The organism is Streptomyces sp. NPDC041200 (assembly GCF_055591805.1).
This window is the reverse complement of the sequence record NZ_JBVIZF010000021.1, coordinates 57491-80512: the sequence shown is the minus strand read 5'-3', so window position 1 is coordinate 80512 and position 23022 is coordinate 57491. Positions and strand designations below refer to the sequence as shown.

Annotated in this window: 15 protein-coding genes and 1 pseudogene; 10 read left to right on the top strand and 6 right to left on the bottom strand. The window is 70.0% G+C overall.

Annotation, left to right across the window (positions count from 1 at the left end):
• Positions 1-41: 41 nt before the first annotated feature.
• A complete protein-coding gene (locus ACZ6CL_RS31810) occupies positions 42-185 on the bottom strand; it encodes an MFS transporter small subunit (RefSeq protein ID WP_385443091.1) in 144 nt (47 codons plus the stop codon).
• Positions 186-343: 158 nt separating this feature from the next.
• Positions 344-1723, bottom strand: a pseudogene (locus tag ACZ6CL_RS31805) (L-lactate MFS transporter); the annotation flags it as partial.
• 556 nt (positions 1724-2279) lie between these two features.
• Between ACZ6CL_RS31805 and ACZ6CL_RS31800 the strand changes: the two are divergent.
• On the top strand, positions 2280-2675 hold the full coding sequence (locus ACZ6CL_RS31800; RefSeq protein WP_468942027.1) for a DUF485 domain-containing protein: 396 nt from the start codon (positions 2280-2282) through the stop codon (positions 2673-2675).
• Entirely contained in the window at positions 2672-4267 is a 1596-nt protein-coding gene (locus ACZ6CL_RS31795) for a solute symporter family protein (RefSeq protein WP_468942024.1), read from the top strand. The genes ACZ6CL_RS31800 and ACZ6CL_RS31795 overlap by 4 nt, the downstream gene beginning before the upstream one ends.
• Before the next feature lie 63 nt (positions 4268-4330).
• Here ACZ6CL_RS31795 and ACZ6CL_RS31790 read toward each other — a convergent pair whose 3' ends face one another.
• Positions 4331-5320 (bottom strand): LacI family DNA-binding transcriptional regulator, encoded by a 990-nt coding sequence (locus ACZ6CL_RS31790; RefSeq protein WP_468942096.1) that lies wholly within the window; start codon positions 5318-5320, stop codon positions 4331-4333.
• A gap of 286 nt (positions 5321-5606) precedes the next feature.
• Here ACZ6CL_RS31790 and ACZ6CL_RS31785 point away from each other — a divergent pair, with 286 nt between their 5' ends.
• From ACZ6CL_RS31785 to ACZ6CL_RS31755, 7 genes are all read left to right on the top strand, one after another.
• The gene (locus ACZ6CL_RS31785) at positions 5607-6533 is read left to right on the top strand and encodes a carbohydrate ABC transporter permease (RefSeq protein WP_468942021.1); all 927 of its coding nucleotides are present in this window, start codon (positions 5607-5609) and stop codon (positions 6531-6533) included.
• A gap of 4 nt (positions 6534-6537) precedes the next feature.
• The gene (locus tag ACZ6CL_RS31780) at positions 6538-7491 is read left to right on the top strand and encodes a carbohydrate ABC transporter permease (RefSeq protein ID WP_468942018.1); all 954 of its coding nucleotides are present in this window, start codon (positions 6538-6540) and stop codon (positions 7489-7491) included.
• 91 nt (positions 7492-7582) lie between these two features.
• Positions 7583-8923: an ABC transporter substrate-binding protein gene (locus tag ACZ6CL_RS31775; protein ID WP_468942016.1), complete on the top strand. Its 1341-nt coding sequence runs from the start codon at positions 7583-7585 to the stop codon at positions 8921-8923.
• A gap of 45 nt (positions 8924-8968) precedes the next feature.
• The gene (locus tag ACZ6CL_RS31770) at positions 8969-11032 is read left to right on the top strand and encodes a beta-galactosidase (RefSeq protein WP_468942013.1); all 2064 of its coding nucleotides are present in this window, start codon (positions 8969-8971) and stop codon (positions 11030-11032) included.
• Between the two features lie 126 nt (positions 11033-11158).
• Positions 11159-13201, top strand: coding sequence for an RICIN domain-containing protein (locus ACZ6CL_RS31765; protein WP_468942011.1), 2043 nt, complete (start codon positions 11159-11161; stop codon positions 13199-13201).
• A 118-nt stretch (positions 13202-13319) separates the two neighbouring features.
• A complete protein-coding gene (locus tag ACZ6CL_RS31760) occupies positions 13320-15218 on the top strand; it encodes a glycoside hydrolase family 9 protein (protein WP_468942009.1) in 1899 nt (632 codons plus the stop codon).
• Between the two features lie 90 nt (positions 15219-15308).
• The gene (locus ACZ6CL_RS31755; protein ID WP_468942006.1) at positions 15309-16646 is read left to right on the top strand and encodes an NAD-binding protein; all 1338 of its coding nucleotides are present in this window, start codon (positions 15309-15311) and stop codon (positions 16644-16646) included.
• Positions 16647-16656: 10 nt separating this feature from the next.
• Here the strand turns inward: ACZ6CL_RS31755 and ACZ6CL_RS31750 are convergent, their stop codons facing one another.
• The 3 genes from ACZ6CL_RS31750 to ACZ6CL_RS31740 all read right to left on the bottom strand — a co-directional run bounded on the left by ACZ6CL_RS31750 (position 16657) and on the right by ACZ6CL_RS31740 (position 20931).
• Positions 16657-18636 (bottom strand): phosphatase PAP2 family protein, encoded by a 1980-nt coding sequence (locus ACZ6CL_RS31750; protein WP_468942003.1) that lies wholly within the window; start codon positions 18634-18636, stop codon positions 16657-16659.
• A gap of 139 nt (positions 18637-18775) precedes the next feature.
• A complete protein-coding gene (locus tag ACZ6CL_RS31745) occupies positions 18776-19426 on the bottom strand; it encodes a YceI family protein (RefSeq protein ID WP_468942002.1) in 651 nt (216 codons plus the stop codon).
• 302 nt (positions 19427-19728) lie between these two features.
• Entirely contained in the window at positions 19729-20931 is a 1203-nt protein-coding gene (locus ACZ6CL_RS31740) for a PucR family transcriptional regulator (RefSeq protein ID WP_468941999.1), read from the bottom strand.
• Positions 20932-21190: 259 nt separating this feature from the next.
• Between ACZ6CL_RS31740 and ACZ6CL_RS31735 the strand changes: the two genes are divergently transcribed.
• Entirely contained in the window at positions 21191-22975 is a 1785-nt protein-coding gene (locus ACZ6CL_RS31735) for an FAD-binding dehydrogenase (RefSeq protein WP_468941997.1), read from the top strand.
• Positions 22976-23022 lie beyond the last annotated feature (47 nt).

The window sequence follows — 23022 nt, the reverse complement described above, 5'->3', positions numbered from 1 at the left end:
ACGCCCGCGGCCGGACTGGTGATGTGCCGGCGCGAACACCTCTACTCGAACAGCTTTCGGCTCGTCATGGCGAGCTCATAGAGGCCGTACGCGAAGGGAATGGCCACCCACAGCCACGCCACGGCCAACAGAACGGGCGACGACTTCACGGCCGCGCTCTGCGAAGGATCGTCCTGGTGAGCCATCAGTTACCCCTCTCGGCCGGGATGCGGTCGCTGCCGCCCTCGTCGCCCTTCGCGGACTGCTCGGCCCCGGCGGTCTCCTCAGCCTTCTCGGCTGGCTCGGCCCCCTGGTCCTGCTCGGCCTTCTCAGCCGACTCGGCCTTGTCGGCCTTGTCGGCCTTCTCAGCGTCCTTCTCCGCGGCCTTCTCGGCCTGGCCGCCCCGCTCACCCGGGGCCACCGGCTCCGGCTCATGGAACTTCGGGTTCACCGGGCGCACCAGCTCGTTGGCGATGAAGCCGATGACGAGGAGCCCGATCATGAGGTAGAAGGAGACGGCGTAGAGGCCCGGTCCGGAGTTCCCGGACTTCTTCCCGGCGTCCGCCACGGCGTCCACGATGATCGGCCCGGCGACCCCGGCGACCGACCACGCGGTCAGCAGCCGGCCGTGGATCGCGCCGACCTCGTAGGTGCCGAACAGGTCCTTCAGATAGGCCGGTACGGTCGCGAACCCGCCGCCGTAGAACGACAGGATCGCCATGGCCGCGACCACGAACAGCACGGTGCTGCTGTTCTTCCCGAGCAGGATGGTCAGGTAGAGCAGAGCACCCGCGCCCAGGTACAGGCGGTAGATGTTCTTCCTGCCGATCGCGTCGGAGACCGACGACCAGACGAAGCGGCCCGTCATGTTGGCCAGGGACAGCAGGGCGACGAATCCGGCGGCGGCGGTCGCGCTCACCGGGGCGTCGGTGTCCTGGAAGAAGTCCTGGATCATCGGGGCGGCCTTCTGCAGGATCCCGATGCCCGCAGTGACGTTCATGCACAGCACGATCCACAGCAGCCAGAACTGAGGGGTCTTCACCGCGTTCTTCGCCGACACGTTCGCCGTGGTGACGAGCTGCTTCCCGGTTTCCTCGCGGGGGGTCCAGCCGGCCGGACGCCAGTCGGCGGCCGGTACGCGGATGAGCAGCACGCCGAGCGTCATGAACGCGGCGTAGGCCAAGCCGTGCACCAGGAAGGTCTGGGCGATGCCGCTGGTGTCGCTGCCGAAGGAGGACAGCATCTGCGACGACCAGGGGGAGGCGATCAGCGCGCCGCCGCCGAAGCCCATGATCGCGGTACCGGTGGCCATGCCCGGGCGGTCCGGGAACCACTTCATCAGCGTGGACACCGGCGAGATGTAGCCGATGCCGAGGCCGACTCCGCCGACGACGCCGTATCCGAAGATCACCAGCCAGTACTGGCTGGTGGCGACACCCAGCGAGGCGATCAGGAAGCCCGAGGAGAAGGTCACGAGCGAGACGAACATCGCCCACCGCGGTCCCCTGCGCTCGACGAGCGTGCCACCGAAGGCGGCGGAGAGACCGAGAACGAGAATGGCGATCTGGAAGGGGAGTGCGCTGGCGGTGCCCGATATGTCTAGGGCATTTTCCAGTGGCGTCTTAAAGACGCTCCAGGCGTATGCCTGGCCAATGGAGAAGTGGATCGCAAGCGCCGCCGGGGGAATCAGCCATCGATTCCACCCCGGCCCTGCGATAATGCGGGAACGGTCGAGAAAACCCACCGATTACCTACCTCCGTCCTCGGGAACCCATTGTCGCAGGCTCTATTTGTGGAGACTCCAAACGCGTCTCGGGCGGTGGCGAGTGTAGAGCACTCTGATCAGCGGTAACAACGGCGGGACAACGTCACGGGCCCCGTAGTGGAGCAGCCTCCCACACGTTCGCATAGATGGGGCGATCCACCAACATCAACACATTGCATGCATCCTCCGTTCACGAAATATCCGCAAGTCCGGTGGTCGGGGGTTGCCGCCATGGCGTGACACCAGGTCAGACGGATCGAAAGGAGGAAGGATCGGTAAAAGCGCACATCCTGAGAAGTTCTGACAGGTGATCACAAGTGTTCCGTAGCGGCATATGTGGCATCGAATCACCTGGATCGGGCGCCACTGGTGCATCCCAGGACGGGCCGGTCCACGGGGTATCCCCGGCCGTTGACTGCCTCCGGCGCCTTACTACACTGACCCCGCCATGGGGCTGCGGGTTGCTCCTCCTCCCCACCATCCACTGCAGGCAGATCGGTACGAATTCTCCTGCCCGAAACTCCGGGAGAGGACCATGACGAAAGCGGTGCGGCCTCCCGCGCCTATTTCATCCGAGCGGGCCACTGGACAGGGGTTCGCCGGCCGCGGCAATGAAAACGGTGAGCCCGACTTTGCCGCGATTCAAGAGAGCCCGGAATTCGACCGGCTGCGCAAGAGGCTGCGCCGGTTCGTCTTCCCCATGAGCGCGCTCTTCTTTTGCTGGTACATGACCTTCGCCCTGTTCTCGGCGTATGGTCATGGTTTCATGAGTCGTAAGGTGTTCGGCTCGGTCAACATGGGGACCGTCTTCGGCCTGCTGCAGTTCGTGTCGACGATGGCGATCGTCCTGCTGTACCGGAGCTTCGCCGACAGGAAAATCGACCCGCAGGTGGACAAGGTGCGCGAGTTGGCAGGGGCCGACAAGGAATGACATTGCAGAGCGCGGGTGAGGCGACCGGCAGCCCGGTCATCAACGTCAGCGTATTCGTCGTTTTCGTCTTGATTACGCTGTTCATCGTCTACAAGGCCACCACCCGGAATCAGACCGCGGCCGATTACTACGCCGCGGGAAGCGCCTTCACCGGCGTACAGAACGGCATCGCCCTCTCCGGCGACTTCCTCTCCGCGGCGTCCTTCCTCGGGATCTCGGGGGCGATCGCCGTCCACGGCTACGACGGCTTCCTCTACTCCGTGGGATGGCTCGTCGCCTGGCTGGTCGCCCTCCTGCTCGTCGGCGAACGGCTGCGCAACACCGGCCGGTTCACCGTGGGCGATGTGATGGCGTACCGGATGAAGCAGCGCCCGGTGCGCGCGGCGGCGGCCAACGCCACGTTGGTGATCACGTTCTTCTACATGCTCGCCCAGATGGCGGGCGCGGGCGGGCTCATCGCCCTCCTGCTCAACGTGCACAGCAAGGGCGGCCAGGCCCTCGTCATCACGGCCGTCGGCCTCGTGATGGTCTTCTACGTCCTGGTGGGCGGTATGAAGGGCACCACCTGGGTGCAGATCATCAAGGCGGGTCTGCTGCTGGCCTGTGTGACCTTCATGAGCGTGTTCATCGTGGGCAAGTTCGGCTTCAGCTTCTCGGCGATCCTCGACCAGGCGGCGCAGCGCAGCCCGCTGGGGGAGAGTCTGCTGGAGCCGGGCGGCTGGTACGGCGACGGCGCGATGGACAAGCTCGACTTCGTCTCGCTGTCCCTGGCGCTGGTCCTCGGCATCTCCAGCCTGCCGCACGTGCTGATGCGCTTCTACACCGTGCCGAACGCCAAGGAGGCTCGCCGGTCGGTGGTGTGGTGCTCCTGGTCGATGTTCCTGTTCTACCTGGGCATCCTGGTCGTCGGCTACGGCGCCGCCGCGCTGGTCGGCCCGGACGCGATCCTGGAGGCCCCCGGCGGGGAGAACTCGGCGGCACCGCTGCTCGCGTTCAAGGTCGGCGGCGCGGTGCTCCTCGGCATCGTCTCCGCGGTGGCCTTCGCGACGATCCTCGCGGTGGTGGCCGGTCTGACCCTGACCGCGTCGGCCTCGTTCGCGCACGACGTCTACGCCAACGTGCTGCGGGAGGGGAAGGCCGACGCGCGGTCCGAGATCCGGGTCGCCCGCCTCACCGCGATCGCGGTCGGCTTCCTGGCCATCATCGGTGGCATCGTCACCAACGGCCAGAACGTCGCGTTCCTGGTGTCGCTGGCCCTGGCGCTCGCCGCGTCCGCGAACCTGTCGACGATCCTCTACACCCTGTACTGGAAGCGTTTCAACACGACGGGGACGCTGTGGAGCATCTACGGTGGTCTGGGGTCGGGGCTGATCCTCATCCTCTTCTCCCCGGCGATCTCGGGCTCCTCGACGGCCATCTTCAGCAGCGTCGACTTCCACTGGTTCCCGCTCACCAACCCCGGCATCGTGTCGATCCCCCTCTCCTTCCTGCTCGGATTCCTCGGCACGGTCCTCAGCAAGGACAAGGCGGATCCCGGCAAGCAGTCGGAGATGGAAGTACGGGCGCTGACCGGCATCGGCAGCAAGGTCTAGCCGGATACGCCACGACGGCCGGTCCGGGGAGCACACCGCTCCCCGGGCCGGCCGTTCCCGTCGCTACCGCCCGGGCGGCGGCGCGGTGCTGTGGCGCAGCACGAGCCGGGTGGGGACGAGCGTGGTCCCGCGTCCCGGGGCGCTCGGCCGCATCTGGCGCAGGACGCCCTCGACGCAGCGGCGCCCGACCTCGGCGAAGTCCTGGTGCACGGTGGTCAGCGGCGGCAGGAACGACCCGGCCTCGGGGATGTCGTCGAAGCCGATGACGCTGACGTCGTCCGGCACCTTCCGGCCCTTCTCGTGCAGGGCCCGCAGCAGTCCCAGCGCCATCTGGTCGTTGGCGGCGAACACGGCCGTGCAGTCCTCCTCGGCGGCGAGCGCGAGCCCGGCCCGGTAGCCGGACTCGGCCGACCAGTCGCCCCGTACGAGCGGTGGCGCGGCGCGCCCGGCCTCGACGAGCGCCGCGTGCCAGGCGTCGGTGCGGCGCTGTGCCGCGAACGAGCCCTCGGGCCCGGCGAGGTGCCACACCGTCCGGTGTCCGAGGCCGAGCAGATGCTCCACCGCGTCGCGGGTGCCGCCCGCCTGGTCGGTGTCGACCACCGTGTAGCGGTCCCCGGCGTCCGAGTCGGCCACGACGACCTGGACATGGGGCGGCAGGGAGAGCGCCGCCGCGTCGAGGAGGTGGACTTCCATGATGACGATGACGGCGTCGACGGCGAGTTCGCCCAGCCGGGAGAAGGCGCCGCGCACCTCGTCCTGGGTGGGGACGGCCACGGGCAGCAGGGTGACGGCGTAGCCCTCGTGCGCCGCGGAGGTGGCGATCGCCTCCAGCGTGCGCACATTGCCCGTGGTGGAGAGGGTGAAGGTGATGACGCCGATGGTGCGGAACTCGCCGCGCTTGAGCGCCCGGGCGGCGCTGTTGGGCCGGTAGCCGAGCTGCTTCATGGCGGCCAGCACGTCCTGCCGCGTCTCCTCCGTGACACCGGGGTAGCCGTTGGAGACCCGGGAGACGGTCTGCGCGGAGACACCGGCGAGACGGGCCACGTCCGCCATGGACGCGCGCTGCGCGCGCCGGGCGGCCCGGGTCCGGGTGGTGCCGCTGTCCGGCGAGGTGCCGTCCGCCGAGGGGCTGTCCGCTGCTTCCACTTTCTCCCTCGCTGCGTGTGTCCCGGATTCGCCAGATGGCTCTTGACCACCGTCATTGGGGCAGTGTAGACATTCCGCCATCAGATGTTTACGTAAACATAACACCTCCGCGTCTGCTTGAGCGCCGAAATGTTTACGCAAACATCGCGACGGCGCATGGCGCCGGTTCCGTGATGGACGAGCGAGGAACGACATGACGACGCTGCAACCCCCCGCCGCCGTGAAACGGCGCCCGGCCCGGCCTCCGGCGAAGCGGGACCGCCGCTCCTGGTCAGGCTGGGGGTTCATCGGCCCCTTCGTGGTGGTCTTCGCCTTCGTCTTCCTGGCGCCCATCGCCTACTCGGTCTACCTCAGTCTCTTCCGCGACCAGCTCATCGGCGGCACCACGTTCGTCGGCCTGGACAACTACCAACAGGCCCTGCAGGACGACCGGTTCTGGCAGTCCCTGGCCCGGGTGTCCCTGTTCCTGATGGTGCAGGTGCCGATCATGCTGGGCATCGCCCTGCTCGTCGCCCTCGCCCTGGACAGCGGGCGGCTGTACGGGCGCGACTTCTTCCGGATCTCGATCTTCCTGCCGTACGCGGTGCCCGCCGTCGTCGCCACCCTCATGTGGGGGTTCATGTACGGCACCCGCTTCGGCCTGGTGAGCGACATCAACGACGCCCTCGGGACGTCGCTGCCGAACCCGCTGTCACCCGATCTGGTGCTGACGTCCATCGGCAACATCGTCACCTGGGAGTTCGTCGGCTACAACATGCTGATCTTCTACTCCGCGCTCCGCGTCATCCCGCACTCCCTCTACGAGGCCGCGGAGATCGACGGCGCCGGGCAGATCCGCGTCATCACCGCCATCAAGCTCCCCGCCATCCGCGGTGCCCTGGTCATTGCCACGATCTTCTCGATCATCGGCACCTTCCAGCTGTTCAACGAGCCGAACATCCTGCAGAAGCTGGCGCCCAACTCCATCACCACCGACTACACCCCGAACTTCTACACCTACTCGCTGTCCTTCTCCGGTCAGCAGCACAACTACTCCGCGACGGTCGCCATCATCATGGGGCTGATCACCATGGTCATCGCCTATGTCGTCCAGCTGCGCGGCATGCGCAAGGGAGCGTGAAGCGATGAGCACCCCGGTCACCACCGCCTCCCGGCCCACCCCCGCCACGTCCGGCGCCCAGGGCTCCGCGCCCCGGCTGCGCGGGCCACGCAAGCGGGACGCGCGGGCGGGCCGCCGCCCGCGCCGCAGTGTGCTGCTGACCGTCCTCACCGGGCTGGTGCTGCTGTACTCGCTGGTGCCGCTGGCCTGGCTGGTCATCAGCGCCACCAAGACCCAGGAGGGACTGGCCCGGTCGTTCGGGCTGTGGTTCAGCGGCGACTTCGCCCTGTGGGACAACATCACCCAGACGTTCACCTACCACGACGGTGTCTTCACGCGCTGGCTGCTGAACACCGTGCTGTACGTGGTGGTCGGCGCCGGTGGCGCCACCCTGCTGGCGGTCCTCGGTGGCTACGCCCTGGCGAAGTTCACTTTCCCGGGCAAGCGCGCCGTCTTCGCCGTCATCATCGGCGCGGTGGCGGTGCCCGGCACCGCGCTGGCCGTCCCCACCTTCCTGATGTTCAGCGAGATGGGGCTGACCGACACCCCCTGGGCGGTGATCATCCCGTCCCTCATCTCGCCGTTCGGCCTGTATCTGATGTGGGTCTTCGCCACCGAGGCCGTACCCGACGAACTGCTGGAGGCCGCCCGCATCGACGGGGCGAGCGAGGTGCGCACCTTCTTCCAGGTCGTCCTGCCGCTGCTCGCACCGGGCATCGTGACCGTGCTGCTGTTCACGATGGTCGCCACCTGGAACAACTACTTCCTGCCGCTGATCATGCTGAAGGACCCGGACTGGTATCCGCTGACCCTGGGCCTCCACAGCTGGAACGACCAGGCCGCGACCGCCGGTGGCGAGGCCGTGTTCAACCTCGTCATCACCGGCTCCCTGATCACCATCCTGCCGCTGATCGCCGCGTTCCTCCTGCTGCAGAAGTACTGGCAGTCCGGGCTCGCCGCCGGAAGCGTCAAGGAATAGCCCCACCGTCCCGCACCACGCAGAGTCCCGCACCACGAAGCACCCCGCACCACGCAGAGTCCCGCACCACGAAGAAGTGGAAAGCACGCCCATGTCCAAGAACGCTCGCCGCCTGCTGCGCGGCATCGCCCTGGTCTCCGCCCTCACCCTGGGGGCAACCGCCTGCGGTGGCTCCGACGACAGCGCCGCCGAACAGAAGCCGGTGTCCGCCAAGGACATCGACGCGGCCCTGAAGAAGGGCGGCACCCTGAAGGTGTGGGCCTGGGAGCCCACGCTCAAGAAGGTCGCCGCCGACTTCGAGGAGGAACACCCCGCCGTCAAGGTCGACTTGGTCAACGCGGGCACCAACAAGGACCAGTACAAGGCCCTGCAGAACGCCATCGCCGCGAAGAAGGGCGTCCCCGACGTCGCGCAGATCGAGTACTACGCGCTGGGCGAGTACGCCCTGACCAAGGCCCTCGACAAGCTGGCCCCGTACGGAGCCGACAAGCTCGCCGGCAAGTACTCCCCGGGCCCGTGGAACTCCGTGAAGTCCGGCAAGGACGTCTACGCCCTGCCCATGGACTCCGGGCCCATGGCGATGTTCTACAACAAGAAGGTCTTCGACAAGTACAAGCTCAAGGTGCCCACCACCTGGGACGAGTACGTCAAGACCGCCCGCGAGCTGCACAAGGCCAACCCCAAGGCGTACATCACCGCTGACACGGGAGAGGGCGGCACCGCCACCAGCATGCTGTGGCAGGCCGGTTCCCGCCCGTACAAGGTCGACGGTACCAAGGTGAAGATCGACTTCTCGGACGCGGGCGCCAAGAAGTACACCGACACCTGGCAGAAGCTTCTCGACGACAAGCTGCTCGCGCCCATCAACGGCTGGAGCGACGACTGGTACAAGGGCCTCGGCGACGGCACCATAGCCACCCTGACCACCGGCGCCTGGATGCCCGCCAACTTCGTCTCGGGCGTGAAGGACGCCTCCGGCGACTGGCGCGTGGCACCCCTGCCGCAGTGGAAGGCGGGCGACAAGACCACCGCCGAGAACGGCGGCAGCTCCCTGGCCCTGCCCACCCTCGGCAAGCACAAGGAACTCGCCTACGCCTTCGCCGAGTACGCCAACGCGGGCAAGGGCGTGCAGACCCGCATCAAGGAGGGCGCCTTCCCGGCGACCACCGCGGACCTGGAGTCCAAGGCGTTCCAGGACACCGCGTTCCCGTACTTCGGCGGCCAGAAGGCCAACAAGATCTTCGCCGAGTCGGCCGCGAACGTCGGCCGCGGCTGGTCGTACCTGCCCTACCAGGTCTACGCCAACAACATCTTCAACGACACCGTCGGCAAGGCCTACGTCTCCGGCACCAAGCTGGCCGCCGGCCTGAAGGCCTGGCAGGACGCCTCCGTGAAGTACGGAGAAGAGCAGGGCTTCACCGTCGAGAAGTAATCAGCCCCTCGCGCCGCCCCGTTACGGTTCACCGGAAGGACCACCATGATCTCCACCCTCCAGTCCCAGCCCCCGCACGGGACGGATGGTGCCCCCACCCCACGCCTCGGCTACGGCGCGGACTACAACCCCGAGCAGTGGCCGCGCGAGGTGTGGGAGGAAGACATCCGGCTGATGCGCGAGGCCGGTGTCACCATCGTCTCCGTGGGGATCTTCTCCTGGGCCCGCATCCAGCCGACCGAGGACACCTGGGACTTCGGCTGGCTCGACGAGATCATGGACCTGCTGCACTCCGGTGGCATCGGGGTCGACCTGGCCACCGCCACCGCGTCCCCGCCGCCCTGGCTCACCACGGCGCACCCGGAGATCCTCCCGGTGACCGCCTCCGGTGAGACGGTGTGGCCGGGGGCGCGGCAGCACTGGCGCCCCACCTCGCCCGTCTTCCGCACCCACGCGCTGCGCCTGGTGCGGAAGCTGGCCGAGCGGTACGCCGGTCATCCGGCCCTGGTGGCCTGGCACGTCTCCAACGAGCTGGGCTGCCACAACATCTACGACTACTCCGACGACGCCGCCCGCGCCTTCCGCGACTGGCTGCGCGCCCGCTACACCACCCTCGACGCGCTCAACCACGCCTGGGGCACCGCGTTCTGGTCCCAGCGGTACAGCGACTGGGAGCAGATCCTGCCGCCCCGGCTCGCCGCCTCCCACCCGAACCCCACCCAGCAGCTGGACTTCAAGCGCTTCTCCTCCGACGCGCTCAAGGAACACCTGCGCGCGGAGCGGGACCTGCTGCGCGACCTCACCCCCGGCATCCCCGTCACCACGAACTTCATGGTGACGGGCGGTACCAAGGGCATGAACTACGCCGACTGGGCCGGTGAGATCGACTTCGTCTCCAACGACCACTACGTCCATCCCGGCCCGCAGGACCGCGACGAGCTGTCCTTCTCGGCGAACCTCGTCAGCGGCATCTCCGGCCACCGCCCCTGGTTCCTGATGGAGCACTCCACCAGCGCCGTGAACTGGCAGCCGGTGAACGTGGCCAAGCGGCCGGGCGAGCTGGCCCGGGACGCGCTGCTGCACGTCGCGCACGGCGCCGACGCCGTGTGCTTCTTCCAGTGGCGGCAGTCGGCGGCCGGAGCCGAGAAGTACCACTCGGCGATGGTGCCGCACGCCGGGCCCGACAGCGAGGTCTTCCGCGCGGTGGCCGCCCTCGGCAAGACCCTGCGGACCCTCGCCCCGGTGGCGGGGACCGAACGCGAACCGGCCCGCGTCGGCATCGTCTTCGACTGGGAGTCGTGGTGGGCGAGCGAACAGGACTCCCACCCGACCTCCCGCCTCGACTACCGCCAGGAAGCGCTGGACTGGTACTCGGCTCTCCTGGCCCTCGGCATCCGGGCCGACGTCATCACCGAGCGGACCGGCCTCGACCGGTACGAGGTGCTGATCGCGCCGGTGCTGCACATGGTCCCCGCGGCGCTGGCCAAGGAACTCACCCGGTACGCCGAGCAGGGCGGCCATCTGATCGCCACCTACTTCTCCGGGATCGTGGACGAGAACGACCACGTCTGGCTCGGCGGCTACCCGGGCGCCCTGAGCGAACTGCTCGGCATCCGCGTCGAGGAGTTCGGCCCGCTGCTCGACGGCGAGACGGTCGCCATCGAGGCAGCGTCCGGCGCCGACCGTACGGCCACCGGCACCCTGTGGACCGACCGGATCACGGTCACCGACCCCGAGGTGGAGGTGCTGGCCCACTACCGCAGTGGCACGTACACGGGCCGCCCCGCCGTCACCCGCCGCGCGACGGGCGGGGGATCGGCCGCGTACGTCTCCACCCGGCTCGGCCCCGGCGGCCTCGCCGGACTCCTGCCCGCGCTGCTCGCGCCCGCCGGTGTCCGCAGCGAACTGCCGGAGGGCGCCCGGGGAAGCGTCGAGCTGGCCGTGCGCCACGGCGGTGGCAGCCGCTATCTGTTCCTGGTCAACCGCACCGACGCGACGGTGCCGCTGACCGGGCTCGCCGGGGAACCGCTGATCGGCGGTGCCGGGGACGACGGCGCGCTCGCCCTGGCCCCCAGGGGTGTCGCCGTGCTGCGACAGCCCGCGACCTGACGGCTGCGTCCGCCACGTCCGTCACCGCCTGCCGAAGTTCCTGAAGCCTCCTGTAACTCCGCCGCCGCCCTCGCGGGCGCGGCGGCCGGTCCACCGAAGTGTCCGCTTACGAGTTGGGAGCACACGTTGGCACGCCGTACCCGCACACGACGACTTCTGGGCACCATCGGAGTCACCGCGCTGGCCACCGGGGCCGCCCTGATCACCGCGCCCCCGGTGACCGCGCAGGCCCCGGCGGCGACAGCCGACGCCGTCACCGTCTCACCCGACCCCTCGTACAAGGCGGAGAGATTCGAGGGCTGGGGCACCAGCCTGGTCTGGTTCGCCAACGCCACCGGCGACTACCCCAAGGAGATACGCGAGAAGCTGGCGAAACTCCTCTTCGGGGACGGCGGCCTCGCCCTCAACATCGCCCGCTACAACGTCGGCGGTGGCAACGCCCCCGACGTCAAGGACTACCTCCGCGCCGGGGGAGCGGTCGAGGGCTGGTGGAAGGCCCCGGCGGGCACCACGCGCGAGGACACCGACTGGTGGAGCGCGGACGACCCGGCCGACTGGAATCCCGACGCCGACGCCACCCAGCGCTGGTGGATCGACCGCATCAAGAACGACATCGACCACTGGGAGACGTTCAGCAACTCCCCGCCCTGGTTCATGACCGAGAGCGGCTATGTCTCCGGCGGCTTCAACGCCACCGACGAGCAGCTGAAGCCCGAGTCCGCCGATGACTTCGCCGCCTACATGGCGGGCGCCACCAAGCGGCTGGAGAAGGCACACGGCATCAAGGTCGACACCGTCGACCCGTTCAACGAGCCGAACACCAACTACTGGAGCACCCGCCTGGGAGCCGATGGCGAGCCGGTCGGCGGACGGCAGGAGGGCGCGCACATCGGCCCGGAGGCCCAGCAGAAGGTCATCAGCGCACTGGCCCCGGCCCTGAAGAAGGCGCGGACCGGCGCGCGGATCTCCGCGATGGACGAGACCAACCCCAGCATCTTCACGCAGAACTGGAACACCTACCCGCAAGCGGTGCGCGACCTCGTCGGCCAGATGAACGTCCACACCTATGGCACCGGCGGCCGCACCAGCGTGCGCGACCTCGCCAAGGCCGCGGACAAGCCGCTGTGGATGAGCGAGGTCGAGGGCGACTGGGGCGACGGCCAGAGCTTCACCGATATGCGGCCCGGCCTCGGCCTCGCCCGGCAGATGGTCGACGACCTGCGCGAACTGGAGCCCAAGGCCTGGGTGTTCTGGCAGCCCGTCGAGGACTACGACAACATGAAGCCCGGCGGGGAGTCGGCCAAGGGCGGCAACTGGGGCAGCATCCAGCTCCCCTTCAGCTGCACCTCCAAGGACACGCTCGAAACCTGCCCCATCCGCACCAACACCAAGTTCGACACGGCCCGCAACTTCACCCACTACATCAAGCCCGGCGACCGGCTCATCAAGACCGATGACACCTCCAGCGCCGCGGCCGTCTCCAAGAAGGGCGACGCGGCCACCGTCGTCCACGTCAACAGCGGCGCGAGCGGCCGTACGGTCACCCTCGACCTGTCCAAGTTCGGCAAGGTCAGCCGCCACGCCACCGTCACCCCCGTGGTGACCAGCGCCGACGGCAAGCTGGAGCGGCAGGACGCCATCAAGGTGACCGGAAAGAAGGCCACCTTCGCCGCGCCCGCGCAGTCCGTGACGACCTTCCTGGTCAAGGGTGTGTCCGGAGTGGCGAAGGACGCCGCCGAGCTGCGCAAGGGCCACACGTACGAGCTGACCGGCGTCCAGAGCGGCAAGGCGCTCTCCGTCGCCGACGACGGCACCAAGCTCGTCATCAAGACCGCGGACGCGGCCGCCGCCGGCCAGAAGTGGCGGCTGCGCCAGATCAGTGGCGACACCGGCAACCGGCAGCGGTACGTGTTCACCAACCCGGTGGAGGGCAAGCGGCTGGCCGTCCGCGACGGCGCCCCGATAGCGGAGCCGGATGGCGGGAAGCGGGACAAGGCCACCCAGTGGATCATGTCGACCACCGGTGACGGCACCTGGACCCTGGTCAACGCGGCCACCGGCCGACTGCTGGAGGTCGGCGGCCAGGCCACGCAGGACGGGGCCGCCGTCACCACGTACACCCCGAATTCCGGCGCGAACCAGCGCTGGAAGGTCTCCGATGTGAGCTGACGTCCGGGGAGTCTCGCCTACCTCAGTTGAGGTAGGCGAGACTCCGTCGATATGGGGAGCCAGATTTCGACTAACCGTACGAAGCCGCAGGTCAGGCCCGCTTCCTAGGCTCTGGGGCATGGCTGAACACGTCGAACGAATCCCGCGCGCGCTGGGCGCGGCCGTCGCCACGGCCGTCGCCGCGGGCCTGGCGCTGGGCGCCCTCGCCGCACCCGCCGCCGGGGCCGCCGACCACCGGGGCCGGCCGGGTGCCGATAAGCCCCGTCCCCAGGTCCACACCGGCTCGCCGGTGCGGGTGAACCAGGTCGGCTACCTCACGTACGGACCCAAGAAGGGCACCGTCGTCACCGGCGCCACCCAGCCCTTGACGTGGACACTCAAGACCGCCGACGGGACCCGGCGGGCACACGGCATCACCACCCCCGCGGGCGTCGACCCCAGCTCCCGGCAGCGCGTCCAGACCTTCGACTTCAGCGACGTCACCGACGCGGGCGAGGGCTACACCGTCACCATCGGCGGGCGGAAGAGCGAGCCGTTCACCATCGGCGACCAGCTCTACAGCGGGCTGCGCACCGACTCGCTGGCGTACTTCTACCACAACCGCAGCGGCATCAAGATCGACAAGGATCTCGTCGGTGCCCGGTACGCCCGCCCCGCGGGCCACGACAAGGCCGCTCCGCACCGCGGCGACACCGCCGTCCCGTTCCGGTCGGGCGGGTCCGAGTACCGGCGCAATGTGACCGGTGGCTGGTACGACGCCGGTGACCAGGGCAAATACGTCGTCAACGGTGGCATCTCGGTCGCCCAGCTGATGTCCGCCTACGAGCGCACCCGTACCACCCAGGGTGCCAGTGGCGACGCGCTGAGTGACGGCAAGCTGCGGGTGCCCGAGCGCGGCAACGGTGTCCCGGACATCCTCGACGAGGCGCGCTGGGAGATGGACTTCCTGCTGCGCATGCAGGTGCCCCAGGGCAAGCCGTACGCCGGTATGGCGTTCCACAAGGTGCACGACAAGCGCTGGACCGGGTTCCCGACCCGTCCGGACCAGGACGAGCAGCCCCGGGTGCTGCGCCCGCCGTCCACCGCGGCCACCCTCAACCTGGCCGCCACCGCAGCGCAGTGCGCCCGCCTGTTCAAGCCGTACGACCCGGATTACGCCGCCCGGTGCCTGGAGACGGCCCGGACCGCCTGGGCCGCGGCCAAGAAGCATCCGACGATGTTCGCGAGCGACAAGGACTCCATCGGCGGCGGCGCGTACGGCGACCGCCACGTGGGCGACGAGTTCTACTGGGCCGCCGCCGAGCTGTTCCTCACCACCGGTGAGGACACCTACCGCACCGCGATCCTCCGCTCACCCCTGCACGCCGACACCGACGCGCGCTTCCCGCGCGGCGGCGGGCTGTCCTGGTCGGCCACCGCGGGCCTCGGGGCGCTCGACCTGGCCACCGTGCCGAGCAAGCTCGACCATGAGCAGCGCGCCGCCGTGCGCGCCGCGGTGACCAAGGCCGCCGACCGCTACGCCTCGGACTCCGCGAAGTCGGCCTACGGCGTCCCGTACGCGCCCAAGGGCGGCGCGTACGAGTGGGGCTCCAACAGCCAGGTGCTGAACAACATGGTCGTGCTCGCCACCGCGCACGAGCTGACCGGCAAGACCCGCTACCGGGACGCGGTGCTGCGTGGCATGGACTACCTGCTGGGCGGCAACCCGCTCAACCAGTCCTATGTCACGGGCTACGGCGAACGGGACTCGCACCGCCAGCACCACCGCTTCTGGGCGCACCCGCTCGACCCCAAGCTGCCGAGCCCGGCCCGCGGTTCGCTGGCCGGAGGCCCGGACTCCAAGCTGGAGGACCCGGTGGCGAAGAAGAAGCTGAAGGGCTGCGCCCCGGCGATGTGCTACACCGACGACATCATGGCGTTCTCCACCAACGAGATCACCATCAACTGGAACGCGCCGCTGGCCTGGGTGTCCTCCTACCTCGACGACGTTGAGCATATGTCTGATCAGCGGCGCTGACCCTGTGGCATCTGTTCATGGTGGCGCGCGGCCTCCGCCCCTAGCGTGTGCGGGCAAACGCCCAGGTCGAGCGCGCCGAGGAGGAGCCGGATGCGGGAGGAGCGGCACGCCCCCGACACGGTCGGTGAGCGGTACTTCGTCGTGATCGGCAGCGAGGTGGCGCGCAAGGTCTGCGGCTCCCTGCGGGCGGCCGGACACCGGGTGCGCCACTTCGCCCAGCCCACGGACGAGGAGCTGCGCCAGGCGCTGGACCGGGAGGTGGCGGGGGTCGCGATCCTGCTGGAGGACGACGCCGGGTCCCTGCGCTACGCGCTCGCGGTGGAACACATCCATCCCCAGGTCCCCCTCGTGGTGACGATCTTCGACCGGACGGTGGCCGACCAGTTGGTGCGGGTCGTGCCGAACTGCCAGGTCACCTCCCCGGCCGACGTGGCCGCACCGGTCCTCCTGGCGGGCTGCCTCCAGCCGGATCTGCTCGCGCTCACCACGACCTCCTCGGGCCATACGGGGGCCCGCTGGGACGGGGACACCGTGCGCCTCCAGCCGTACCGGCCACCGCGGTCGCTGCGGTACCGGGCGTGGCTGGGGAAGTTCCGGGGGCAGCTGCGGCCGCACGACGGCAGTTCGCGGATCATGCTGATGGGCTTCGCCGGTCTGCTCGCCGTGCTGCTGACCGACTGGGTCTGGCTGGTGGCCCTGCACCACCGCACACCCGTCGAGGCGTTCTTCGAGGCGGCGCGCACCGTCTCCGCCGTGGGCCCGGGGCTCGCCCACGGCTCGCACGCCTATCTGATGTTCTCCGGCCTCGCGATGCTCATCACCATCGTCTTCACCGCCGTCTTCACGGCAGGTGTGGTCGACCGGCTGCTGGCCCCGCGGGCGGTGGGCATCGTGGGCCCGCGCGCCGTGCCCCGGGGCGGCCATGTGGTCGTCGTCGGGCTCGGGCAGGTGGGACTGCGGCTGTGTACCCAGCTGCAGGCCCTGGGCATCGGCGTGGTCGCGGTCGAGCGGAACCCGGCGGCCCCGAACCTCCGGCTGGCCAGGGCGCTCGGTGTGCCCGTCGTCGTCGCCGACGCCACGGACCGGTACGTGCTGCGCACCCTGCGTCTCGGGCGCGCGCAGGCGATGGCCGCGGTGGCCTCGGACGACCTGGACAACATCGCCGTCTCGGTGGCGGCGCTCGCCGTCGCGCCGGAGTTGCGCGTGGTGATGCGCGCCGGGGACCACGAGGCCATCGCGGAGACCCGCTCGCTGTTCAAGATCGGCCTGGTGCACGACCTGGGCAGCCTGAGCGCCGCGTACACCACCGCGAGCCTGACCGGGCTCCGCCCGCGCGGGGTGCTGGCCCACGGCAAGCGGCTCCTGGTGGAGCGGGCGGACGGGACGTTCGTACCGTGGCCGCAGCCGGAGCGCTGCGGCCACCCCTGACCTCGGCGGGTCACACCAGCCGTACGGTCAGCGTGGTACGGGAGTACGACGGTATGGCGGTGTACGTGTGCCCCTCCGAGTGGACCCTGATGGCGGCGAACCGGCCGTGCAGCCCGCCGCGGGCGTGCAGTACCCGGATGACGGTGTGCCGGGCGGGGGAGTGGCGGCCGTCCAGCCGGATGTCGAGGACAGCGCCGTGGCCGAGTACGGCGGACCGGGCGACCGTGAGCGCGGGCGCATCGCCGTCGCCGGTCCCGTCGCCCGCCGCCACGTCCAGCGTGGCGCCGGAGGCCACGACGAGGCCCCGCCGCGCCCGTACGCCACCGGAGGACGCGAGCCGCAGGGTCCCGCCGCCGTGGACGTGGACCTCTCCCGCGCCGAGCGCGTCCCGCGCCCCCGCGACCACGGTTCCGGCCTCGACGCGGGTGCCGCCGGTGTAGCGGTTGCGGCCGGTGAGGGTCAGGGTGCCGGTGCCCCGTTTGACGAGGCCGCCGTCGCCGGTGATGTCGTTGCGCCAGGCGTCGGCCGCGCTGAACCCGCCGTCGCCCGCGGCCATCTCCACGCGTACGTCGCGGTCGAAGGCCCCGTAACCGTCCGCCGCCGCGAAGAGGTTGAGCCGCCCCCACTGCTCGGGCCCCTCCAGCAGGGCGTAGCCGGAGGGCAGGGCGGTGGTGCGCAGCACCTCCCGGCGCTGGCGCGCGGTGAGATAGGGCAGCCGGGTCTCGATGAGCACTTCGGCGCCCTTGGGCACGGTCATCGCGCGGTGTTCGCCGCCCCGGGGCAGGACGTACGTCAGGCGCGGGGTGAACGCCCGGGCGTTGGCGGCGCGATCGGCGTACGGGTCGGTGTCCGGGCCCGCCGAGTGCGCGTAGTCCCAGAGGGTGTCGGTCGTGGTGCCGGTCCGGGCGCGGAGGTAGTCGGCGGCCTGCCGCCGCGCGGCGGCCTTGAGCCCGGCGTTGGCCGGGTCGTACAGCGCGGCGGCGGCCAGCGCGGTGGCCATGACGCGCCCGCCGACGACGTCGAGGGAGGAGTGCATGCCGGACACGATCCGGGTGTGGGAGGCCGCGGAGGCGTGGGTCACCAGCTCCTGGAACCGCTCGGGGATGGCGTAGGCCAGCGCGAGAGCGGCCAGGTACAGCGCGTTGGTGTGACCGCTCGGGAAACCGCCGTCCTCGGACGGCCTGCCCCCGCGCTGCCGCAGCAGCTGCGGGGTGACGGACACCTCGGACGCGTAGACGGGGAAGCCGAAGGCGTCGGTGGCGCCGGTGGCCACGACCTCGTTGTGCTCCGTCATCCGCCAGGGCCGCGGGTACTGGAAGCCGAACTTGGCGGGGTTGCCCGACGCGTACGGGCCGCGCAGTGTCTGTACGAGCCGTACGACATCGCCCAGGTCCGAGTCGGTGGCCCCGGCGCCGATGGCGGAACCGGCGGGCGCGCCGGGTGGCACGGCGTCACCGACGGTGGTGGCCGGGGTGGTGTCCGGGGCGCTGGTGATGCTGGTGACGGCCTTGGCGCCGGTGCGGTAGACCTCGGTGAGCGGGCCGAGCCCGCCGGTGGCCGCGTAACTCTGGTCCTGGCGGTCGTAGATGAAGGTTTCCCGGGCCTGCGCGTCGGTGCGCCGCGCGGTGAGGGCGATCGAGTAGCGCATGTTGGCGCGCAGCACGGCGGCCGCGAGCGGGGTGCCGTTGTCCCAGGCCGTGCCGGTGTGCCAGAGCCGCTGCACGCCGCTCAGGACGCGGAGGACGGCGTTGGTCTCGGGGGTGAGGTTGGCGGTGGTGTTGGTCTTGTAGTCGTCGACGAAGGACCTGAGGGCCCGTTCAGCGGTCTGCCCGGCCGTCCGCTCCGCCGCCCGGGCCGGTGGGCCCGTCAGGAGGGCTAACGCCGCCGGGGCGGTGATCAGCCCAGCCGGAACCGAAGCGGAACGCCGGAGGAAACCCCTGCGGTCCAGGGTGGGTCCCGCGGACCGGCCGGGGGAGGTACGCGCCGTCATGCTGCCCTCGCGATTCTCGCCGTAAGCGCTTGCTAAAGCGTTGACGCGAAGGAGTGTAGAGGCCTCCGCGGCACGGGGGCACCGGGAGGCGTCGGTTGTCACGGAGGCGCAGGGGGTGTGGGGTGCGCGGGACGCGGCGTCACCCGGCGGAGGGCGTGCGGATGGCCGCGATGTCGAACTGGAGGCGCACCTTCTCGCTCACCATGGCGCCGCCCTGGGCCAGCTTGGCGCTGTAGGTCAGGCCCCAGTCGGACCGGTTGATGGTGGTGGTGCCGTCGAAGCCGACCCGCTCGTCGCCGAAGGGGTCGGTGACGTGTCCGATGTAGGTCAGCTCCAGGACCACGGGGTGGGTGGTGTCCCGCAGGGTGAGGTCACCGGCCATGCGGTACACGTCCTGGCCCGCGAGCCGCACCTCGCGGCTCCGGAAGCTGATGCGCGGGTAGGCGCGGGCGTCCAGGAAGTCACGGCTCATCAGATGGGCGTCGCGCTGCTCGACACCGGTGTCGACGCTCGCGCTGGACAGCACGATCTCGGCCCGGGAGCGGGCGGGGTCGTGGCCGTCGAAGTACAGGCGGCTCTCGTATTCGGTGAAGGCGCCGCGCACGGTGGTCACCATGGCGTGCCGGACGGAGAAACCGATCCTGCTGTGCGCCGCGTCGATCGTCCATTCCCCGGTGAGCGCCGGCAGTCCGGGACCGGGCTGGCCGGTGCGGCCGCGGGCGGCGGGCGCGGCAGGCGCGTCCTGGGTGGCCGTGGACCGGGGCGAGGAGTTGCGAGTAAAAAGTTTCATGGGGCATCTAGTTACTGCAAGGGTGAGTTTCGCTGCAAGTCCTGTTCTGGAACCAACCCGGGACTGCGGACGTCACCCTACCGCCCGGGTCGTAATTCGCCTCGTGGCAACCGGACTCGGGGTCGCGGATCCGGCACCGTGCCTTCACATGTAAACGGCGGCCGCGGAATGCCGGATGACGGTGAATCAGTGGACGAAACGCTCTTCGGGTGCCGACGCGGTGTCGAATTCGGGTGCCGGTGCTTTAACTTTGACGTACCCGCCGTCACCTTCTCTTTCCTTTCTTCAAAAAATCTCCACGATCAGGAATGGTCGTGGTGGATCGTGTGCGGTCGCCCTCCCCGTCCCAGCCAGGTGTTCAGCGCCCACCACCAGTGCAGCGTGTCCAGCGGCCCGCCGCGGCCGTCGGGCCGGGTGTCGGTCAGTGAGGTGCCGGTGATCTGCTGGAACCGGCCGAGCCGGTAGCGGATGGTGTTGGGGTGGGTGAACAGGCTCGCCGCGGTCTGGTCCAGACGGCGGCCGTGGTCGAGGAAGGTCAGCGCGGTGAGCGCGAGTTGCCGGTGGAACGTGTCCGACGGGTCGAGGCCGCCCAGGAGCCGGTCGCTCAGGTGCGAGCCCAGGAGCGGCTGGTCCGCCACGGCGATCTCCGCGGCGAAGTCGGTGAGTTCGTACCATCCGTGCCGTCCCGCCGCCGCCCCCAGGCCCACGGCGCGTACGCAGAGCCGGTACAGCGGGCGTAACCGGTCCAGGGGAGCCGCCGGAGAGGCCACGATCAGGGCGGGCAGGTCAGGGTCCGCGCCGTCCTGCGGCAGCCGGGCGCACAGGCTCACCACACGTCCCTCGACCACCCCGGTCACCCCGCGCAGCGCGGACAGCCCGCGCATCAGGCGGTGGGCGTGCCCGGGCTCGGTGGCCTCGGCGACCAGACAGTGGTGCGGGGCGTGGCCGTCCTCCGCCCGGATCCCGGCGCTCGTCAACTCCTCGGCGCGGGGGGTGACTCCGTCGATCAGCACCTGCCGGAGCGCTCTGGTGCGGATCTCGTGTGTCTCGGGTGCAGGTCCCCGCTCCGCCGCGTGGTACCCGTTGATGACATGGCGCTCGATGGCGTCGCCGTACTCCTTCAGCCGGAGGACGACGGGCAGCAGCGCGCCATCGGGCACCCCGGACCTCCGGCAGCGGTCGACGCTGATCTCCACGGCCCGGGTCAGCGCGGCCTGCACACCGCGCAGTACGGCGGTCATCGGCACGCCCTGGCCCGCCCGGTCGGCGCCCAGCAGCAGGGCGGTGGTGAAGTCCTGTTCCTCGACCCGGTCGAACGTGCTGAACCACGCGCCGGCCGCGCGGATCATCGCGAGGACATGGGAGCGGGTCTCCGCCTCGGTCAGCCGCGCCACCTCGGGGGAGTGGGCGCGCGCCGCGCGCACGAGTTCGCCGCACACATCCGCGTCGTCGGCCATGGCCCGCAGAATCTCGGTGACCGGCCCGCGCTCGTGGACGACGGCCATGCGCCCCTCTTCTCTGGCGCTGTCGCCGGGACACAACGAAGCGGTGACCGCGTTGGCGCCCAGCTACTACCGCGCCGCTGTGCCGACCTGATTTCCTGTGCGCTACCGACGGTAACAGCGCGGCCGTCGCGGTGACAGTCATCGCGTCAGCTCGCGCTGCCCGTACGCACCGCGCACCGTCCGCACGCTTCGGACCGACCGCATGTTTCGCACCGTCCGCACGTTTCGCACCGTCCGTGCTTCACCGGGAGGGCATCCCATGGAGAACCCCGCATCCCCGACGTCGTTCACCCGGCGCCGCGCCTTGACGGTGGCCGGAGGCGTGCTCGCGGCGGCCACCCTCGACCAGGCGGTGCCCGCCTTCGCGGCCGGGTCCTCGGACGCGGACGCCATCGTGGTCGGCCACGGGCTGGCCGGTCTGGTCGCGACGGCGGAACTGGCGGCGGCGGGGCGCAAGGTGCTGCTCCTGGACCAGGAGCCGGAGAGCAACGTCGGTGGGCAGGCGTTCTGGTCCTTCGGCGGGCTGTTCTTCGTCGACTCCGAAGAGCAGCGCCTGATGGGCATCAAGGACTCCCGCGAACTGGCCTGGCAGGACTGGCTGGGCACGGCCGGATTCGACCGTGGCGTGAGCGATCCGCGCGGCCAGGACTACTGGGCCCACCAGTGGGCCGAGGCGTACGTGGACTTCGCCGGGGGCGAGAAGCGGTCCTGGCTGCACGGGCTCGGGGTGCGCTGGTTCCCGATCGTCGGCTGGGCCGAGCGCGGCGGCGGTCTCGCGGACGGACACGGCAACTCGGTGCCCCGCTTCCACGTCACCTGGGGCACCGGACCGGCCGTGGTCGAGCCGTTCGAGAAGAAGGTGCGGGCCGCGGTGGCGGACGGCCGGGTGACGTTCAAACACCGGTACCGCGTCGACGAGATCGTGACGAGCGGTGGCGCCGTGACCGGGGTCCGCGGCGCGGTCCTGGAACCGAGCAACGCCCAGCGCGGCAAGGCCAGTTCCCGCACCGTGGTCGGCGACTTCGAGCTGCGCGCACCGGTGGTGATCGTCACCTCGGGCGGCATCGGCGCCAACCACGATCTCGTACGGCAGAACTGGCCGGACCGGCTGGGCACCCCGCCGAAGCGCATGATCACCGGTGTCCCGGCGTACGTGGACGGCCGCATGCTCGCCATCACCGAGAAGGCGGGCGGGCGGATCGTCAACCCCGACCGGATGTGGCATTACACCGAGGGGCTGAAGAACTACGACCCGATCTGGGCCGACCACGGCATCCGGATCCTGCCGGGGCCGTCCTCGATGTGGTTCGACGCCAAGGGCAAGCGCTTCTCCGCCCCCGACCTCCCCGGATACGACACCCTCAGCACCCTGAAGACGATCACCGGCTCCGGCTACGACTACTCCTGGTTCGTCACCACGCAGAAGATCATCGCGAAGGAGTTCGCGCTCTCGGGCTCCGAGCAGAACCCGGACCTCACCAACAAGGACATCCTGCAGCTCCTCTCGCGCATCTGGCAGACGCCCGAGCCGATCGAGAAGTTCAAGAAGAACGGCGTGGACTTCGTCGTCGCGACGACCCTGTCCGAACTGGTCCGCGGGATGAACAAGCTGACCGGGGACAACCTCATCGACCTGGCCGACCTCAAGCGGCAGATCGACGCCCGGGACCGGGAGATCGACAACCCGTACACCAAGGACGTCCAGGTCATGGGTATCCGCAACGCACTCGCCTACCCCGGGGACACCCTGAGCCGCACGGCCTCGGCGCACAAGATCATGGACTCCGGCGCCGGACCGCTGATCGCCGTACGCCTCAACATCCTCACCCGCAAGACCCTCGGCGGCCTCCAGACCGATCTGTCCGGCCGGGTCCTGGGCGCCGACGGCGAGCCGGTCCCCGGGCTGTACGCGGCGGGGGAGGCCGCGGGGTTCGGCGGCGGCGGGGTCCATGGCTACCGCTCCCTGGAAGGCACGTTCCTGGGCGGCTGCCTGTTCTCGGGCCGCCGGACGGGACGCGCGGCGGCGGACGCCACCGCGACCTGACCGCCCCTGCCTGCCCCCCGCGACCTGGCCCCTTGGGCCTACGCAGC

Bases quoted from the DNA above. Each gene is read 5' to 3' on its own strand.
- ACZ6CL_RS31810 (WP_385443091.1), bottom strand. From the start codon at position 185: ATGGCTCACCAGGACGATCCTTCGCAGAGCGCGGCCGTGAAGTCGTCG.
- ACZ6CL_RS31800 (WP_468942027.1), top strand. From the start codon at position 2,280: ATGACGAAAGCGGTGCGGCCTCCCGCGCCTATTTCATCCGAGCGGGCC.
- ACZ6CL_RS31795 (WP_468942024.1), top strand. From the start codon at position 2,672: ATGACATTGCAGAGCGCGGGTGAGGCGACCGGCAGCCCGGTCATCAAC.
- ACZ6CL_RS31790 (WP_468942096.1), bottom strand. From the start codon at position 5,320: ATGGCGGACGTGGCCCGTCTCGCCGGTGTCTCCGCGCAGACCGTCTCC.
- ACZ6CL_RS31785 (WP_468942021.1), top strand. From the start codon at position 5,607: ATGACGACGCTGCAACCCCCCGCCGCCGTGAAACGGCGCCCGGCCCGG.
- ACZ6CL_RS31780 (WP_468942018.1), top strand. From the start codon at position 6,538: ATGAGCACCCCGGTCACCACCGCCTCCCGGCCCACCCCCGCCACGTCC.
- ACZ6CL_RS31775 (WP_468942016.1), top strand. From the start codon at position 7,583: ATGTCCAAGAACGCTCGCCGCCTGCTGCGCGGCATCGCCCTGGTCTCC.
- ACZ6CL_RS31770 (WP_468942013.1), top strand. From the start codon at position 8,969: ATGATCTCCACCCTCCAGTCCCAGCCCCCGCACGGGACGGATGGTGCC.
- ACZ6CL_RS31760 (WP_468942009.1), top strand. From the start codon at position 13,320: ATGGCTGAACACGTCGAACGAATCCCGCGCGCGCTGGGCGCGGCCGTC.
- ACZ6CL_RS31755 (WP_468942006.1), top strand. From the start codon at position 15,309: ATGCGGGAGGAGCGGCACGCCCCCGACACGGTCGGTGAGCGGTACTTC.
- ACZ6CL_RS31750 (WP_468942003.1), bottom strand. From the start codon at position 18,636: ATGACGGCGCGTACCTCCCCCGGCCGGTCCGCGGGACCCACCCTGGAC.
- ACZ6CL_RS31745 (WP_468942002.1), bottom strand. From the start codon at position 19,426: ATGAAACTTTTTACTCGCAACTCCTCGCCCCGGTCCACGGCCACCCAG.
- ACZ6CL_RS31740 (WP_468941999.1), bottom strand. From the start codon at position 20,931: ATGGCCGTCGTCCACGAGCGCGGGCCGGTCACCGAGATTCTGCGGGCC.
- ACZ6CL_RS31735 (WP_468941997.1), top strand. From the start codon at position 21,191: ATGGAGAACCCCGCATCCCCGACGTCGTTCACCCGGCGCCGCGCCTTG.